The sequence below is a fragment of the Promicromonospora sp. NPDC019610 genome (genome assembly GCF_044389365.1).
In the GTDB taxonomy this organism is placed as follows: Bacteria; Actinomycetota; Actinomycetes; order Actinomycetales; family Cellulomonadaceae; genus Promicromonospora.
This window is the reverse complement of the sequence record NZ_JBIRXX010000001.1, coordinates 150,707-167,266: the sequence shown is the minus strand read 5'-3', so window position 1 is coordinate 167,266 and position 16,560 is coordinate 150,707. Positions and strand designations below refer to the sequence as shown.

Genomic DNA, 16,560 nt, shown 5'->3' with positions numbered 1-16,560 from the left:
GGTCAGTACGAGCAGGAGTCCAGCAGCGGCTGGAGCGCGGCCTTCTCGGCCGCGTCCACGCTCAGGCCCCACCGCGACTTCGTGTGGATCCACATCTTCGAGTAGGCGCAGCGCTTGCTCGCGAGCGGCGGGACCCACTCGGCGGGGTCCTTGTCGCTCTTCGAGCTGTTCACCTCGGCCGTGACCGCGATGAGCTGCGGCCCGGTGAGGTCGTTCGCGAAGTCCTGCCGCCGGGCCGTCGTCCACGTGCTCGCCCCCGAGTACCAGGCCTCGGCCAGCGCCACGACGTGGTCGATCGAGATGTCGGCCGGAGCGGTGCGGGTCACGCCGTCGTACTCGCTGTACCAGCTGCCCGACGTCGGGTAGCAGTCGCTGCCCACCACGACGCCGTCGCCGTCCCGCTTCAGGACGGTCTCGCGGGTGGTGCACCCGTTCACGGTGATCCAGTGCGGAAAGAGGTCCCGGTCGTACGGGGCGGACGCGCTCTCAGCACGCACCGGCAGCGCGTCGAGCTCCGACTGCGCCACCGCCTTGGACGGGAGGCCGGGCGGGTAGGCGCTCGCGGCCTGGGGCTGCACCGTCACGAGGAGCACGACGAGCGCCAGGGCCGTGACCGACGCGATGAGGTGCCGGACGCGAGACCCGCGGCGGGGGTCCGGGTGGACGACGAGCTGCGGCATGGGACAGACCTTCCTCGAGACCGACCTGGGCCCGTTCATGGTCGAGGCGTCCGATGACACCCAAATGACCATCATGTGTAGGTTAGCGAAATTTCACCCGGTCTGGTCGGTTGCGCGGCTGATCGGTTCGGCGAACGGCACGAGGCCCGCGCCCGCCGGCCGGCCCGGCGCGGCGTCCGGGGAGAGGCCGTGCGGGGGAAGGGCTCGGAGGGAGCGGACCTCGGAGGGGCCGCGAGCGGCTCAGACGGCGCCGGCGGTGAGCAGGCCGAAGTAGTAGCCGATGCCGACGAGGATCAGGGCTCCGACGGTCTCGACGATGGCGAGCGCGAGGCCCCACTTGGCGAGCCACAGGTCGAAGCCCTCCTTGCCCGCCCGCGCGACCGCGATGGCGTTCAGGATGACGCCGATGATCGGCAGGGCCGCGAGGAAGAAGGTGACGAGGCTGAAGACCGTGGTCTGCGGGTCCTCCTCTTCGACGACGGCGGGTGCGGGCGCGACGACGGCGGTCGCGGCGGCCGGGGCGGCGACCTCGGTCGCGGTGGCGACCGGAGCCTCGGCGGCGGGAGCTGCGGGAGCGGCCTCGGCGACGAGGGCCTCGGCCACGACGGCCTCGGTGGCGGGCGCCTCGGTGGCCGGCTCGGCGACGGGGGCCGCGGTCTCTGCCTTCGCCTCGGACGTCGCCGCCGGCTCGGCAGGCTCGGTCTCCACGACCTCCGGGGCAGCCGCGGCCGCGCTCTCTTCGGTCGTGGCCTCGGGGGTCGTGGTGTCGGGCGTGGTCATGGTGGAAGTGCTCCCCTGGTTGCAGGTATTCGGAAATGTCAGGCCATATTGTGGAGTATCCCAATGGTCTTGGATAGACCGATATCAGGCCTCAGAAGCGACAGAGGCCGCCGCCCCGCGGGAGCGACAGCCTCTGTGCTGTGGACGGTGCTGCCGGGCGCGCACGCGGGCGCCCGAGGCGACCTCAGGTCACATGGACGCGCCGGCCGGGAGCGACAGGGCCGCGACGACGCCGAGGGTGACGAAGATCAGGTACAGCACGGTGAAGATGATCGAGAGGGCCAGACCCCACTTCGCGAGCTTGCTGTCGATACCCGTCTTGCCGGCCTTCGACACGGCGATCGCCGAGAGGATGATCCCGATCGGGGGCGCGACGAACGCGAGGATGAAGCCGACGATCGCGAGGACGTTCGCCTGCGGGTCCTGGACGGTGCCCTCGACTGCGGGTGCGTTGGGAGTCTCGGTCATGGGGGACTTCCTTTCACGGCCACACTTCCGGCCGCTCGGTTGCGGGCGCGAGCGCGCCCGTACGGACCCGGGTCAGTGTGAAGCATCCGGAGATGTACCAGGAAGACTTCATTGCGTTGTACGCCCGAATCGTTACTCTTGTCGATCGTGGGTCGTCATCGGCGTCCGCGTAGAGCGTCTTCCCTCCGAGAGGGTGGTTCACCTGCGCGCCGATAATTACCCCGCCTGAGTTCACCAGATCGTGATACTGCTGTGTAAGGATCCGAACGGCATGCACCGCGCACGACGAGGCAGTGCACCGACCGAGGGGGAGACGCGTGAACCCAGCGAAGACGCTCGTTCCGCACATACCCCGTGCGGCGCTGCGCAAGTACCTCCGCACCGCGTGGACCGCCGCGGTCGCGACCGTGCTCGCCGCGGGCGTGCTGGTCACGGCGGCGGCGAGCGTTCCTGGTGCGCAGGAGGCGCGCGACGGCGGCGACCTGCCGATCCGGCTCTACGGGCTCATCCAGAGCGCGACCGTCGGCCAGACCGAGACCGCCCCCGAGGGCGTGACGCTCAGCCAGATCGTCGCGGTCCTCGAGCGCGCCGAGCAGGAGGCGCGTGACCAGGGCCCGGACTTCAGCCCGACGGTCGCCCAGGCCGCGGCCGAGCTCGGCATGCTCTACACGACCTACCAGATGCAGCAGCTCGCCTTCGGCGAGAACAACGAGGGCCTCCGTGTCGAGGACGCCCCGGCCGCCCGCGGCGCGCAGGACGCCGGCGTCCCGCCGTCGGGTTCCGGCCAGGACGGCGCGGACGACGGCGCTGACAAGGACGACGCCGGCCAGGACGGCACCGCCGACCAGGACGGCGACCGGAGCGACGAGTCCGGCCAGGACGACACCCGGACACCGGCCGACGAGGACACCCCGCCCGCCGTCCAGGTGTCGAACGACCGCACCTCGGTGATCGAGCCGGACGCCGTCGACCCGCAGGTCGGTTATGTCACCTACGACCAGGTGGTCATCGCCGCGGTCCGCCTGGCGAACATGCTGGACCCCTCGGTGCCGAACGCGCTGGTGGAGGTCGAGGGGATCGGCGAGCGCGCCGGCGGGGTCTCGCTCCGGGAGAGCCTGCTCGACGTCGTGACCATGTTCGGCGGGTCGACCCTGGGCTACGCCAACGGGCGCATCCCCGCCGACGTGCTGTGCCCGCTGGAGTTCGCGCCCGGCCACATGCTGCGCTGCGACGCCGCCGAGCGGTTCACGGCGCTGAACGCCGAGTTCGAGCAGGAGTTCGGCTACCCGATCCCGATCACGGACTCCTACCGGTCCTACGAGCTGCAGGTCGCGGTGGCCCACACCAAGCCGCACCTCGCGGCGATCCCGGGCACGTCGAACCACGGCTGGGGTCTCGCCGTGGACCTGGGCAACCCGATCGCCGGCGGCGGCTCCCCCGAGTACGTCTGGCTCCGCCTGCACGGCCCCGACTACGGCTGGGACAACCCGTCCTGGGCGCAGCTCGGCGGCGCCAAGCCCGAGCCGTGGCACTTCGAGTTCTTCGCGGCGGGTTCCATCCCGAACCGCGCGATCGACGCGTCCGACGTCGGCACCTGGACCCCCACCGACTCCACGAGCCCGCGCTACAAGCCGTCGCTCGACCCGAAGCCGAGCGACGGCAAGGACAAGCCGTCGACGAAGCCGTCGGACGACCCGAGCGACAACCCGCCGTCGCAGAAGCCGCCCAAGGCGACCCCGAAGCCGTCGCCGGACGAGCCGACGCCCAGGCCGACGAGCCCGACGACGAAGCCCACGCCGAAGCCGGACCCGACGACGGACCCGAGCCCTGACCCGTCGGACGACCCGACCGACGAGCCGACCCCCGACCCGTCCGACGATCCGACGCCGGACCCGGACCCGTCGGAGGAGCCGACCCCGGACCCGTCCGAGTGCCCGGAGACCGAGCCCGGCACGGGTGAGTCGACGGCGCCGAGCCCCGGGGAGACGACGACGGAGGAGAGCACCGCCGCCGACGAGGGCACCGAGGAGGACCCCTGCGCCACACCGGACGAGAACCCGGACGGCACGGGGTCGACCACGACGTCGTCCAGCCTGCTCGGGACGCTCTCGAAGTCGACCGTGGTCCGATCGGGCCGCCGCCCCCGTCGGCCGGAGCTGAGCTGACGGATGGCGGCGGAGCCGACGGAGCGGGGGGCGACACCGGGCGCGGAGACGGCCGGCGATCCGCGGCGCTTCCTCCGCTCGGGGCGGCTGGAGGCCATGCCGCGGCGCTGGCGGGACAAGGTCGCCGTGACCCGGTACCTGGCGGTCCAGGCGCTGCCCACGCTCCTGGAGCCGGTGACGGAACGTGAGCTGACGGACCGGCTGCGGGAGCTCTCCCACGACCCCGCGGGCGTCCGTCGTGCGATGGTTGACCACGGGCTGGTGCAGCGCACGCGGGACGGGGCCGAGTACTGGCGTACGGAGCGCACCGAGTACGACGCCTGAACAGGCGCCTCGCAGGAGAACCTTGACCATAGTGCGAGACAACGCAGACTCGCGTTTTCAGGATAGGAAATTTCATGAGTGAAGAACGTGCTGTCACCGCGCTCGAGGCGGCGGGCATCCCGTTCGAGATCACCCGGCACGGCCAGGTGGCGAGCCTCGCCGAGGCCGCGGCCGCGCGCGGGGTGGATCCCGCGAAGCTGATCAAGACGATCGTCGTGCGCCGCGCCGACGACGACTTCCTGTTCGTGCTCGTCCCGGGCGACCGGCAGATCTCCTGGCCCAAGCTGCGCGCGCTGCTCGGCGTCTCGCGGCTCTCGATGCCGAGCAAGGACGTGGCTTTCGAGGTCACGGGCTATGAGCGGGGAACCATCACCCCGTTCGGGTCGTTCCACAGGTGGCCCGTCGTCGCGGACTCACGGCTCGCAGAGCCGGGACCCGTGTCGATCGGCGGAGGTGCCCACGGTGTGGGTGCCACGGTCGATGCCGTCGACCTCACGTCGGCGCTCGACGCCACGGTCGCGGACGTGACCGACCCCGCCTGAGGCGCGTCTCGGGCGGTGCCGAACGGGCCCGCACCACGGGAAGCACGGCAATTCTCCTCCGTGCAACGTGACCGTAACGCCTGGGGGGTGGACGTAAGCCGGGTGTCGGGTGAACACTCGCCCTAGGTAATTCTTGCCCTGCTGGGGCAAGGACCGGTCAGACAGCACCAAGAAGTGTCCAAGTTGACGTCCGCGTCAGTAGTACCGAAGCAAGTGTCAACGAAGTCGAGGCCCGACCAATGCAGGACGGAGCGAATGACCCCATGGACCCTCTCCCGTCAGACTCAGCGCAGGACGTGGTTCCCGGACGCCTGGGATCCGGTATCGCCTGCCGGAACACCTACGAGGGCACGGTGCTGACCCTCTGGGGTGACATCGACGCGCTGCTGCGCGAGAACGCGAGCGAGGCCATGGCCATGCTCGCCGCACGACCCGATCCCGATCCCGTCATCGTCGACGCCCGGGACGTCACGTTCATCGACTCCTCCGGGGTCGCCTTCATCCTCCAGGTGTTCGTGCTCGGCGAGGAGACGGGTTCGCCCGTCCAGCTCCGCGAGCCGTCGTCGGTCGTGATGGAGGTCCTGGACATGGTCGGTATCAGTCAGCGGATCCCGGTGGTCCGCAACGCCGGCGCCAGCGCCTGAGTCCCGCACCGCACGCTCTGTGAACGGCCGCGTCCGATCGGACGCGGGGGTGGCACCCTGGTCCGGTGAAGAACTGGGCAGCGAACCTCACGTACTCCTCCGCGCGCACCGAGCGCCCCCGGACCCTCGCGGAGCTTGCCGGCATCGTCGCCGGCGAGCCCCGCGTCCGGGCCCTCGGCTCGCGCCACTCGTTCTCGGACGTCGCCGACACCACGGGCGTGCACGTCCAGCTCGACCAGCTCGACGACGGTCGGCCGGCCCTCGAGGTCGACCCCGCCACGGGCGTGGCGTCGGTCCGCGCCGGCCTGCGCTACGGCGACGTCGTCGCCGACCTGCACGCGAACGGTCGTGCGCTCACCGCCATGGCCTCCCTCCCGCACATCTCGGTCGCCGGTGCGGTCGCCACGGGCACCCACGGCTCCGGTGACGGGACGCGCTCGCTCGCCGGCGACGTCGTCGGGCTGGAGCTCGTGACCGCCTCCGGCGAGGCGCTGACCCTGCGCCGCGGCGACGCCGACTTCCCCGGGTCCGTGGTGGCGCTCGGCGCCCTCGGTGTCGTCACGAGGGTCGAGCTCGCGACCGTGCCCACCTTCGACGTGCGCCAGGACGTCTTCACCGGCCTGCCCTGGGACGCGCTGACCGAGAACCTTGACGCCGTCATGGGCAGCGCGTACTCCGTCAGCGTCTTCACGAGCTGGTTCGAGCCCGACGTCCGCCTGGTCTGGTGCAAGTCCCGGGTGGACGACGCCGGCGCGTCCGGGCCCGCCCCCGCGGCCGACCTGCTGACCGGTCTCGGGGCCGTCCCGGCGACCGGGCCGATGCACCCCCTGCCCGACGTCGCCGCCGTCGCCTGCACCGAGCAGGGCGGCGTGCCCGGGCCGTGGTTCGAGCGGCTGCCGCACTTCCGCCTGGACTTCACGCCGTCCCTGGGCGAGGAGCTCCAGTCGGAGTACCTGCTGCCGCGCGCGGCGGGGCCCGACGCCGTCCGCGCCGTGCGGGCGCTCGGGGACCGGCTCGGCCCGCTGCTGCTCACGTCCGAGATCCGCACCGTCGCGGGCGACGACCTGTGGCTGAGCACCGCGCCCGGGGACAGCCTCGCGCTCCACTTCACGTGGAAGCAGGACTGGCCCGCCGTGCGCGCCGCGCTGCCCGAGCTGGAGGCGGCCCTGCTGCCGCTCGGCGCCCGGCCGCACTGGGGCAAGCTGTTCACCGTCCCGGTGACGGACCTGCCGGGCCTGTACCCGCGGTTCGACGACTTCGCCGCGTTGGCCGCGCGTCTCGACCCGGCCGGGAAGTTCCGCGGCGGCTACGTGGAGGCGCTGCTCGGCCGGTGAGCCCGGCCGGTGTCCGGCGCGGGTCCGGGGGCCGGGTGAAATGTTGCCCCGGGCGCCTGGTTTCGCGCTCCCGGCGTTTGTCTCGCAGGATCGGGGTATGAGCGACGCGCAGAGCACGACCGCGGCGCCCGAGAAGCGCGAGGAGTTCAGCGGGCAGCTGGGCTTCATCCTGTCCGCCGTCGGGTCCGCCGTCGGACTGGGGAACATCTGGCGGTTCCCGGGGGTGGCCTACGAGAACGGCGGGGGCGCGTTCATCGTGCCCTACCTCGTGGCGCTGCTCACGGCGGGTATCCCGATCCTGTTCCTGGACTACGCGATCGGGCACCGGTTCCGCGGCGGGGCGCCGCTCGCCTTCCGGCGGGTGAAGCACTGGCTGGAGGGGCTCGGCTGGTTCCAGGTGGCCATCTGCTTCGTGATCGCCGTCTACTACGCGGTGATCATCGCGTGGGCGCTCAGCTTCTTCGTGTACTCCTTCGACCTGCGCTGGGGCGACGACACGGTCGCCTTCTTCACGGGTGACTACCTCCGCCTGGCCGACGTCGGGGGTGCGGACCCGTGGGTCACGCTCGACTTCGTGCCCGCGGTGCTGATCCCGCTCGCCATCGTCTGGGCGGCGACCGTCGTGGTCCTGGCCGCGGGGGTGGCCAAGGGGCTGGAGAAGATCAACCTCGTCTTCATGCCCCTGCTGATCCTGGCGTTCGGGACGCTCGTGGTGCGCGCGCTGTTCCTGCCCGGCGCGACCGACGGGCTGAACGCGCTGTTCACGCCGGACTGGGCGGTGATGGCCGACCCGAACGTGTGGATCGCGGCCTACAGCCAGACGTTCTTCACGCTGTCGGTCGGGTTCGGCATCATGATCACCTACGCGTCCTACCGCCGGCGTCGCGCCAACCTGACGTCCCCCGGCCTGGTCGTGGCCTTCTCCAACTCGGCGTTCGAGATCTTCGCCGGGATCGGCGTGTTCGCCGGCCTGGGCTTCCTCGCGCACCAGGAGGGGGTGGGCCTGGCGGAGCTCGAGGGGATCAGCGGGCCGACCCTCGCGTTCATGACGTTCCCCGCCCTGGTCTCCCAGATGCCTGCGGGCCCGCTCTTCGGGGCGCTGTTCTTCGGCTCGTTGGTCATGGCGGGGTTCATGTCGCTGCTCTCCATCGTCCAGGTCGTCCTGGCGTCGTTCCAGGAGAAGTTCGGCTGGACCCGCGGGCAGGCCGCGGTGCGCATCGGTCTGGTGTCGGGCGTGCTGTCGGTGCTGGCCTTCTCGACCACCACCGGCCTGATCGCGCTCGACACGGTCGACCAGTGGGCGAACAACATCGGCATCGTGGTCTCCGCCATCGCGATGTGCGTGCTGCTGGGCTGGGTGCTGCGCCGCACGGAGGAGATGCGGTTCCACCTGAACGCGGTCTCCACCATTCCGGTGGGCCGCTGGTGGTCCTTCTGCGTGGTGGTGCTCGGTCCCGTGGTGCTCGCGGCGATGCTGGTCTCCCGGATCGCCAGCCTGGTCCAGGACGGCTACGAGGGGTACGCCGGGTGGTACCTGCTGGTCGTGGGCTGGGGCACCGTCGTCCTGCTGTTCGTGGCGGCCTTCGTGCTGACCCGGATGCGCTGGCGGGTGGAGCCGGACGTGTACGACGTCTGGCCGAGCTACGGAGGTCGGTCATGAGCGGCGCGGCGATCACCCTGATGGTCATCTCGATCGTCGTGCTCTGGGGCGGGCTCGCGGCCAGCATCGTCGCGATCGTGCGGCGGCCTGACCGGACGGACTGGCCGGAGGGCTGGGCGGACGAGAACGGCCCCGAGGACCGGCCGGACAAGCCCGTGGAGCACGACACCTGACCGGACGCATCCCGCACGGGCGGACGGCAGTCAAGATGGCGAACCGTGTCGGACGAGCGTCTTTGCAGGTCAGGCCCTGTGAGCTGGGCGAAATGTAGCAGAAACATGCCCTTCATCACAGTGTGACAATGGTCTCTAAGTTGCGGGTTTACGCCAGGGACCAGTCACGGTTGGGTGAGACTCGAGTCGAGGCGCCACGTGCGCCGTCGGGTTCTCTGCTCCCCTGATGACAGAGATCTGTCGGGTCGCCGGGGGCCTCGCGAGACGATCAAAAACCCGACCAGGAGACCCCTGATGCGCAGGCTTCCCGCCCTGACCGCCGCGGCCGCACTTGCCGCCGCCACCCTCGTGCTGACTGCATGCACCGACGCGTCGCAGCAGCCCGCCGGCTCCGACGGAGCCTCCGACGAGGCCAGCGCCGAGGCGTCGTTCGACCCGTCGTCCGTCGAGGTCGACGAGGAGATCGCCGCACTTCTCCCGAAGGAGATCGCGGACAAGGGCACCCTGACCGTGGGTTCCGACACCGCGTACGCGCCCGCGGAGTTCATCGACGCCGACGGCAAGACGCCGGTCGGCTTCGACATCGACACCATCACCGCCGTCGGGGCCGTGCTCGGCCTGGACGTCAAGGTCCAGTCGGCCGCGTTCGACGGCATCATCCCCGCCATCGGCTCCAAGTACGACGCGGGCATCTCGGCGTTCACCATCACGGACGAGCGCACCGCCGAGGCGAACATGATCAGCTACGCCACGGCGGGCTCGCAGTACGGCGTCGCCGCGGGCAACCCCGAGGAGTTCGACCCCGAGGCCCTGTGCGGCACCACCATCGGTGTGCAGACCTCGACCATCCAGGACGACGAGCTCACCGCCGCCACCGAGCAGTGCGAGAAGGACGGCGAGGACCCGATCGACGTCGTGCGCTACGAGTCGCAGGCCGACGTCACGACCAACCTCGTGGGCGGCAAGCTCCAGGCCATGTACGCCGACTCGCCGATCACCGCGTACGCGGTCGAGCAGACCTCCGGCGAGATCGAGACCATCGGCGACGTCCTCGACGCGGCGCCCTACGGCATCGTCGTCTCCCAGGACGACGAGGACCTGACCGAGGCCGTGCAGGCCGCGGTGCAGAAGCTCATCGACGACGGCACTCTCGGCGAGATCTTCGCCTCCTGGGGCAGCGCGGACGCCGTGGTGGACGAGGCGGAGCTCAACCCCGCCGAGTGACCCGTCCGCCGGTGCACGGCACCCGTGGTCCGCGCCCGGCGTGGACCACGGGTACCGTGCACTCAACTTTTCGAGGGAAGGAAGGGTGACGTGACGACGCAGACCTCCGCGTCGGGCAGCGACCCTGTGCCCAACCGCATCCACGCGCGGCCCGTGCCGCGTCCCGGCCGCCTCGTCGCAGCGGTGGCCGTGCTGATCCTGGCCGCCATGGCGGCCAACGCCCTGATCACGAACGAGAACTTCCGCTGGGACGTGGTCTGGCTCTACCTGCGGGACATCGTGGTGATCCGCGGCGTGCTGTGGACCCTGGTGCTCACGTTCGGCTCCATGGCGATCGCCGTGGTGCTCGCCGTCGCGCTCGCGATGATGCGCCGGTCGGACAACCCGGTCATGCGCTCGGTGAGCTGGGCCTGGATCTGGTTCTTCCGCGGCACGCCGATCTACACGCAGCTCATCTTCTGGGGCCTGCTGGCCGTGCTGTATCCGCGCCTGTCGCTGGGCATCCCCTTCGGGCCGGAGTTCTTCTCCTTCCGGACCGACGAGGTGCTCACCGCGTTCTGGCTGGCGCTGTTCGGCCTGGCGTTCAACGAGTCGGCCTACCTCGCGGAGATCGTGCGCGCGGGCCTGACCTCCGTGGACCCGGGGCAGACCGAGGCCGCCAAGGCCCTCGGCATGAAGGACGGCAAGATCATGCGCCGCGTGGTCCTGCCGCAGGCCATGCGCGTGATCGTCCCGCCGACGGGCAACGAGACCATCTCGATGCTCAAGACCACCTCGCTGGTCGTCGCCGTGCCGCTCACGTTCGAGCTGACCTACGCCACCAGCGCGATCGGCAACCGCACCTTCCTGCCGATCCCGCTGCTGGTCATCGCGGCGCTCTGGTACCTGCTCATCACCTCGATCCTGATGGTGGGCCAGCACTACCTGGAGCAGTACTACGGGCGCGGGTTCGGGACGACCACCCGCCGTCGCGGTCGGGGCAAGGGGCCGGCGGGCGGCAAGCAGGCGGCCATCGCGGCCGCCGGGACCGTGCAGGAAGACGTGAACAAGGACGTGACACCATGAGCGCCCCCACCGACGCCACGGCCGTCCCGGCGGGCTCCACGGACATGGTGTCCGTCCGCGCCGTGCACAAGGTCTTCGGCCACGGGCACGACGCCGTGCACGTGCTGAAGGGCGTGGACCTCGACGTCGCGCGCGGCGAGGTCACCGTCATCCTCGGGCCGTCCGGCTCCGGCAAGTCCACCCTCCTGCGCTGCATCAACGAGCTGGAGGAGATCACCGGCGGTTCCGTCGTCGTGGGCGGCGACCTCATGGGCTACCGCGAGGACGCCAAGGGCGTGCTGCACCGGCTCCACCCCAAGGTGGTCGCGAAGCAGCGCTCGCGGATCGGCATGGTGTTCCAGCGGTTCCACCTGTTCCCGCACATGACGGCGATCGAGAACATCATGGAGGCACCCGTCCAGGTGCGGGGGCTCTCCAGGAAGGCGGCGCGGCAACGCGCGGTCGAGCTGATCGACCGCGTGGGGCTGTCCGACCGGATGAACCACTACCCGGCGCAGCTCTCCGGCGGCCAGCAGCAGCGCGTGGCCATCGCCCGGGCGCTCGCCATGGACCCCGAGCTCATGCTGTTCGACGAGCCGACGTCGGCCCTCGACCCCGAGCTCGTGGGCGAGGTGCTGGCGGTGATGCAGGACCTGGCGCGGTCCGGCATGACGATGATCGTGGTGACGCACGAGATCGGGTTCGCCCGGGAGGTCGCCGACCACGTCGTGTTCATGGACGACGGCGTCATCGTCGAGTCGGGGCCGCCGGGCAAGGTGCTGGACGACCCGCAGGAGCAGCGCACCAAGGACTTCCTGGCGCACGTGCTCTGACCCGTGTCGGACGTACAGGTCCCTCGCGTGACCTGTACGTCCGACACGGATCCGTTCGGGCGCGGATCCGTTCGGAAAGGACGGAACCTCGGTGGGCCCCGGCTGCGTCTAAGGTGCATGACGCACACGATGCGGCGCGCTGGGCGCCGTGAACGAACGCCGGGGCACTCCGGCCGCACCACCCGGTGGTGTACCGGATGAGCGAGGTGGCGGTGACCCTGGAACCCGAGCAGGGCACCGGCGAGATCCCCGTCGTCCGGAGCAGCCTCGACCCGGTCGCCGACTTCACGGCGTTCGCGCAGGAGAGCACCCCCGCGCTGTACCGCATCGCGTACCTGCTGAGCGGCGACGAGCACCGGGCGAAGGACCTGGTGCAGCTCGCCCTGGAGCGCACGTTCAAGGCGTGGAAGAAGGTGGGCGACGGCGACCCGTTCGCCTACGCGCGCCGCGTCCTGGCGACGGCGCGCATCGACACGTGGCGCCGCACCCGCCGCGAGGTGCTCACCGACGAACCGGCGCTCGGCCTGCGCGAGAGGAGCGCCCCGGCGTCGGACGCCGGGCTGGCCGACCGCGACCGCCTGGTCCGCGCCCTCCTGGCGCTCTCCGTCAAGCAGCGCCGGGTGGTGGTGCTGCGCTACCTGCTCGACCGGTCCGAGGCCGAGACGGCCGCTGAGCTCGGCATCTCCACCGGGACGGTCAAGTCCACCGCCTCACGCGCCCTGGAGCGCCTCCGCACCCTCGTGGTGCCCGGTCGCGAAGGGAGCCGATCGTGAACGTGCACGACATCCACGCCAAGAAGGACGCGGCGGTGCTCGCCGACCTCCGGGCCGCCAGCACGGCCGTCGAGCCGCCCGAGGGACTCGACCCGGTGGCGATGGCGACCCGGGCCGTGCGGACCGTGCGCCGGCGCCGGGTCGTGGCCACGGTGACGGCCGGGGTCGCCGCTGTGGTGCTGACGGGCGCCGGCATCGGCGTGGCCGGCACGATCTACGCCGACCGGCAGGAGCCCCTGCCCGGCACGGTGAAGACGACCAGCGAGTCGGCCCCGTCCACGGACTCGCCGTCGCCGGAGCCGACCGCCGAGCCGACGCCGGAGCCGAGCGACGTGCCCACCACCTACCTGGAGACCGGCGGCGGGACGCTGCCCGTGCTCCCCGGTGTCGAGCGCGGCGTGGTCGAGGGCCCGGGTGCCGCCCCGTACATCCTCGGCGGGCTCTGGTACGAGGTCCCGCCGGGCGGCTGGATCGCCGTCGGCGACGTCAACGCGGGCGGCGTGGCCGGCTGGCTGGCCCCGGACCACCCGGAGGCCTGGGCCATGGGCGAGAACGGCACCATCGACGACATGGACGCCACGATCGAGCTGCGCAACGTGTTCGACGTCGCGGGCTGGACCGCGCCGGCGAAGGACTCCGGCGCGACGACGCTCGACATCGAGGGCGCCGACCTCGTGGTCATCGAGCAGCACGCCCGCGAGGGGAAGGTGCGGCCCGCGACCATCACGATCCGCAGCGGCGACGAGGGCTGGATCATCGACACCCGGTTCACGGCGAACGCGGAGGGCGACGAGATGCTGCGGAACTTCGTCGGGAACCTCTGGCTCAAGGAGGCGGGCGAGCCCGACTGGTACCTGCCGGAGTTCTCGGCCCCGGTGCTCGGCGCCATCGAGCGCGGGATCCCGGCCGGCTGGGTCAGGACCGAGCACAACGGCCTGACGTTCGCGGTGCCGGAGGGCTGGACCTCGAAGAAGACGGAGGGCGAGTTCTCGCCGGGCGTGGAGTGGACCGGGCCCCGGGTCATGTACGTGGAACCCGGCATCGACCAGGAGACGCTGGGGATGTGGACCGACGCCACCGCCGAGGAGAAGGCACGTGCCGCGGAGGCGAAGGACGTCGCCGAACGGGTCTACGTCCAGGGCGGCAAGCCCGGCGGCAACTGGTGGACGCCGTCCGGCAGCCCGGGGTCGCAGATGATCGACGTCCCCGGCGCCGACTACGCCGAGGTGATCCCGACCGCGCACAACGTGGACGGGGAGACCGACTACTACTGGGTCGACATCTACATCCACCAGGAGGACCAGGGCGAGAACCTGTTCCTCGTGGTCGAGTTCGACGGTGACGAGCAGGGCCTGGCGGATCTCCACACCTTCCTGGGAACGCTGGACTTCCGCCGCTGACCCGCCCGGACGAGCACGTGTCGGACGTGCAGGTCACCCCCGTGACCTGGGTGTCCGACACGTGCTTCGTCGGGTGGGGGACGGCGCGGCGGCCCGGGCCACGTGCGGCCCGGAAAATTTCTCTGAACCAAAATGGAACCTTCGTCCCGGTGAGGCCGTGTTCCGTTCGTGACAGTCACGAGTCCGCGTGTTCGAGCGCCAGAGTCCCGGGCCCCCAAGCCCGTGGTCCTGCGTGTCGTGCGCGCCGACTCCAGCTCTGCGGACGACCTGGAGACCGTGACAACCCAGCAGAACACCCCAGATTCCTCATCCACCTCGACGCCGAGGTCGGCGGCGGAGCTCGCGATCGTGCCGGTCGCGGACGACGGAGACGCCGGCCCGGCAGCCACGACCGAGCGCGACCCGGAGCCCGGGCCCGCCGCCACGTCGAACGGCACCCTCGGCAGGGCCAAGGACAGACCTCGCAGGGGCTCGGCCGAACCGGTCCCGGCCACCCGACCGCTCACGGTGGTTCGAGGTGGGTCGGGGGAGCCGGATGACGTACCCTCGCTCCCCGTGCGTACAGACCGGCCGAGGGCCACTCACGCGCGCAGGAACGCACAGATCTCGAAGAACGAAGAGTTCACCGCGTTCATGCGAGAGGCCAAGGATCCCCTGCACCGGATGGCCTTCCTCCTCAGCGGTGACGCCCACCGCGCGGAGGAGCTCACGCAGCAGACCTTCGAGCGCTGCTACCGGCACTGGCACAAGGCCCGCCAGGGCGACCCGCTGGTGTACGCGCGCCGGGTCCTGGCGAACCTGCGCATCGACGCCTGGCGCCGTACGCGGCGCGAGGTGCTGACCGGACCCGACGAGCTGCCGCAGGACGACGTCCGCGTGGCCCGCGCGTCGAGCCGGATGCCCACGCGCACCGTGGACGACCGCGACACCGTCGTGCGCGCCCTCCTGCGCCTCCCGCTCAAGCAGCGCCGCGTCGTGGTGCTGCGCCATCTCCTGGACCTCTCGGAGTCCGAGGTGTCGACCGAGCTCGGCATCCCCCTCGGCACCGTGAAGTCCACGGCCTCGCGCGGCCTCGCCCACCTGCGCGCGATCCTCGATCTCGACTCGCTGGGCGGAACGCGATGAACATGAACCTCTCCCACGGCGCTCCCGACGACGACTTCGTCGTCCGGCTCCGCGAGTCGGCGCACGCGTCGGTGCCCGCGTCGACGCTCGACCTGGACGGCGTCCTGCGGTCGAGCCGGCGCAAGCACGCCGTGCGCCGGGCCGGTGTCTCGCTGGCCTCGACGCTGGTGCTGGCCACGGCCGGAGCCGGCGTGGCGGGCGCGCTCCCGGGCATTCCGGGGCTCTGGAGCAGCGCCCCGGTAGAGGTCGCACCCGTCGAGTCCGCGGAGCCGATGGCGACGGTCGAGGTCGACCCCGCGCCGCCGTCGGCCACCGCGCTGCCGACGCCCGACCCGGTGACGAAGCTCGCGGAGCTCGCGCCCGGTGTGACCTCCGTGGCGCGGCCCGCCGCGTACCGCGTCGACGGGGACACCGCTGTGCTCGACCTCGGCCTGCCCGCCGGAGGGGGCGACCGCTACCTGGCGGTCGTGACCCTGGCGAAGATCGACGGCCGGCACAGCGCCACAGACCTGGAGGTCCTCGCGGGCGGCGACACCGCCCTGCAGAACCTCCGCGCGGGGAACCTCGGTGGAACCCTGCTCTGGCGCGGCGTCACGTCCGATGCGATGGTCCTGCCGTCCGACGGCGGCCCGGCCCTCGTGTTCGGCTTCTCCTCCGGCGCGGAGGAGGGGGACCAGTTCCTGGTCTTCGACGACCCGCAGACCGATGGTGCCGCGGACGCGCAGGGGGCGTCCGCGTCACCGGGGTCCGGGGCCGAGAAGGGTGCGCCGCAGGCGGGCGCATCGCTCCCGGTCACGCCGTTCGACGTGCTCGGCGACGGCAGCGTGTGGATGCGCGTGCTGCAGGTGGACCGCTCGACGGCGGAGCCGCGCGGCTTCGTCTACGCGAGCCAGGACACCTGGAGCGCGTCCTGGTGCCGCAGCACGTCGCCCGAGTGTGCGGTCATCCACGACGTCGCGGGCGAGGACGTCGCCACGCCGCAGGCCGCGGAACCCACGCCGATCGTCGCGGACCTCGCCCCGCTGCTGGTCGAGGACCCGCAGGCGAACGAGGTGCCCGCGATGGAGGCCTGCGTGGCGCAGCGCACGGGCACGGCCTGGACCGCCCCGCCGGGCCTCACCGGCAAGGCGTTCTGGCAGGCGCCGAAGGGCGTGGACGCCGACGTCTGGCGGCTGTGCCTGATCGACATCAGCGAGGCGTCGCAGCTCGCCGCGACGGGCGAGGTCCTGCCCGACGGCGGTGTGTCGCCCACCCCGGCTCCGAGCGAGGAGCCGACCCAAGCTCCCGAGAACGAGGATCCCCTCGGTCTCGGTGAACTCCTGGAGGGACTCTTCGGGGGTTAAGACTTCCCGGTCCGCGTCTCGTCTGGGGAGATGGCGTGGGCCGGGAAC

17 protein-coding genes are annotated in these 16,560 nt (G+C 71.5%); 14 read left to right on the top strand and 3 right to left on the bottom strand.

Translation table 11 applies throughout. From position 1 onward, the window contains the following. Nucleotides 1-2: 2 nt before the first annotated feature. From ACH45N_RS00740 to ACH45N_RS00730, 3 genes are all read right to left on the bottom strand, one after another. Nucleotides 3-680, bottom strand: coding sequence for an HNH endonuclease family protein (locus tag ACH45N_RS00740; RefSeq protein WP_397390217.1), 678 nt, complete (start codon nt 678-680; stop codon nt 3-5). 240 nt (nt 681-920) lie between these two features. After that, nucleotides 921-1,460 carry a hypothetical protein gene (locus ACH45N_RS00735; RefSeq protein ID WP_397390215.1) on the bottom strand — a complete coding sequence of 180 codons (540 nt, stop codon included), beginning with the start codon at nt 1,458-1,460 and terminating at the stop codon, nt 921-923. A 189-nt stretch (nt 1,461-1,649) separates the two neighbouring features. After that, nucleotides 1,650-1,928 (bottom strand): hypothetical protein, encoded by a 279-nt coding sequence (locus ACH45N_RS00730; protein WP_397390213.1) that lies wholly within the window; start codon nt 1,926-1,928, stop codon nt 1,650-1,652. Between the two features lie 317 nt (nt 1,929-2,245). Between ACH45N_RS00730 and ACH45N_RS00725 the strand changes: the two genes are divergently transcribed. The 14 genes from ACH45N_RS00725 to ACH45N_RS00660 all read left to right on the top strand — a co-directional run bounded on the left by ACH45N_RS00725 (nt 2,246) and on the right by ACH45N_RS00660 (nt 16,512). Beyond that, nucleotides 2,246-4,093: a M15 family metallopeptidase gene (locus tag ACH45N_RS00725; protein ID WP_397390211.1), complete on the top strand. Its 1,848-nt coding sequence runs from the start codon at nt 2,246-2,248 to the stop codon at nt 4,091-4,093. Between the two features lie 3 nt (nt 4,094-4,096). Further along, nucleotides 4,097-4,417 carry a DUF2087 domain-containing protein gene (locus ACH45N_RS00720; RefSeq protein WP_397390209.1) on the top strand — a complete coding sequence of 107 codons (321 nt, stop codon included), beginning with the start codon at nt 4,097-4,099 and terminating at the stop codon, nt 4,415-4,417. Nucleotides 4,418-4,491: 74 nt separating this feature from the next. Then, on the top strand, nt 4,492-4,959 hold the full coding sequence (locus ACH45N_RS00715; protein WP_377230301.1) for an aminoacyl-tRNA deacylase: 468 nt from the start codon (nt 4,492-4,494) through the stop codon (nt 4,957-4,959). A 353-nt stretch (nt 4,960-5,312) separates the two neighbouring features. Continuing rightward, complete coding sequence (locus tag ACH45N_RS00710; RefSeq protein WP_377230302.1) at nt 5,313-5,603, top strand: STAS domain-containing protein; 291 nt, start codon at nt 5,313-5,315, stop codon at nt 5,601-5,603. A 65-nt stretch (nt 5,604-5,668) separates the two neighbouring features. Next, nucleotides 5,669-6,937, top strand: a complete 1,269-nt coding sequence (locus tag ACH45N_RS00705) for an FAD-binding protein (RefSeq protein ID WP_397390206.1) — start codon at nt 5,669-5,671, stop codon at nt 6,935-6,937. Nucleotides 6,938-7,034: 97 nt separating this feature from the next. Next, nucleotides 7,035-8,597, top strand: coding sequence for a sodium-dependent transporter (locus ACH45N_RS00700; RefSeq protein ID WP_397390204.1), 1,563 nt, complete (start codon nt 7,035-7,037; stop codon nt 8,595-8,597). Continuing rightward, on the top strand, nt 8,594-8,770 hold the full coding sequence (locus tag ACH45N_RS00695; RefSeq protein WP_397390202.1) for a methionine/alanine import family NSS transporter small subunit: 177 nt from the start codon (nt 8,594-8,596) through the stop codon (nt 8,768-8,770). Before ACH45N_RS00700 ends, ACH45N_RS00695 begins: the two co-directional genes overlap by 4 nt. A gap of 294 nt (nt 8,771-9,064) precedes the next feature. Further along, the gene (locus tag ACH45N_RS00690; RefSeq protein ID WP_397390200.1) at nt 9,065-9,994 is read left to right on the top strand and encodes an ABC transporter substrate-binding protein; all 930 of its coding nucleotides are present in this window, start codon (nt 9,065-9,067) and stop codon (nt 9,992-9,994) included. 90 nt (nt 9,995-10,084) lie between these two features. Next, nucleotides 10,085-11,059, top strand: a complete 975-nt coding sequence (locus tag ACH45N_RS00685; protein WP_397390198.1) for an amino acid ABC transporter permease — start codon at nt 10,085-10,087, stop codon at nt 11,057-11,059. Beyond that, nucleotides 11,056-11,871 carry an amino acid ABC transporter ATP-binding protein gene (locus ACH45N_RS00680; RefSeq protein WP_397390196.1) on the top strand — a complete coding sequence of 272 codons (816 nt, stop codon included), beginning with the start codon at nt 11,056-11,058 and terminating at the stop codon, nt 11,869-11,871. Before ACH45N_RS00685 ends, ACH45N_RS00680 begins: the two co-directional genes overlap by 4 nt. Before the next feature lie 197 nt (nt 11,872-12,068). Continuing rightward, a complete protein-coding gene (locus ACH45N_RS00675) occupies nt 12,069-12,644 on the top strand; it encodes a SigE family RNA polymerase sigma factor (protein WP_397390194.1) in 576 nt (191 codons plus the stop codon). Then, a complete protein-coding gene (locus ACH45N_RS00670; RefSeq protein ID WP_397390192.1) occupies nt 12,641-14,044 on the top strand; it encodes a hypothetical protein in 1,404 nt (467 codons plus the stop codon). Before ACH45N_RS00675 ends, ACH45N_RS00670 begins: the two co-directional genes overlap by 4 nt. A 507-nt stretch (nt 14,045-14,551) precedes the next feature. Next, nucleotides 14,552-15,169, top strand: coding sequence for a SigE family RNA polymerase sigma factor (locus ACH45N_RS00665; protein ID WP_397393761.1), 618 nt, complete (start codon nt 14,552-14,554; stop codon nt 15,167-15,169). 2 nt (nt 15,170-15,171) lie between these two features. Beyond that, nucleotides 15,172-16,512 (top strand): hypothetical protein, encoded by a 1,341-nt coding sequence (locus tag ACH45N_RS00660; protein ID WP_397390190.1) that lies wholly within the window; start codon nt 15,172-15,174, stop codon nt 16,510-16,512. Nucleotides 16,513-16,560 lie beyond the last annotated feature (48 nt).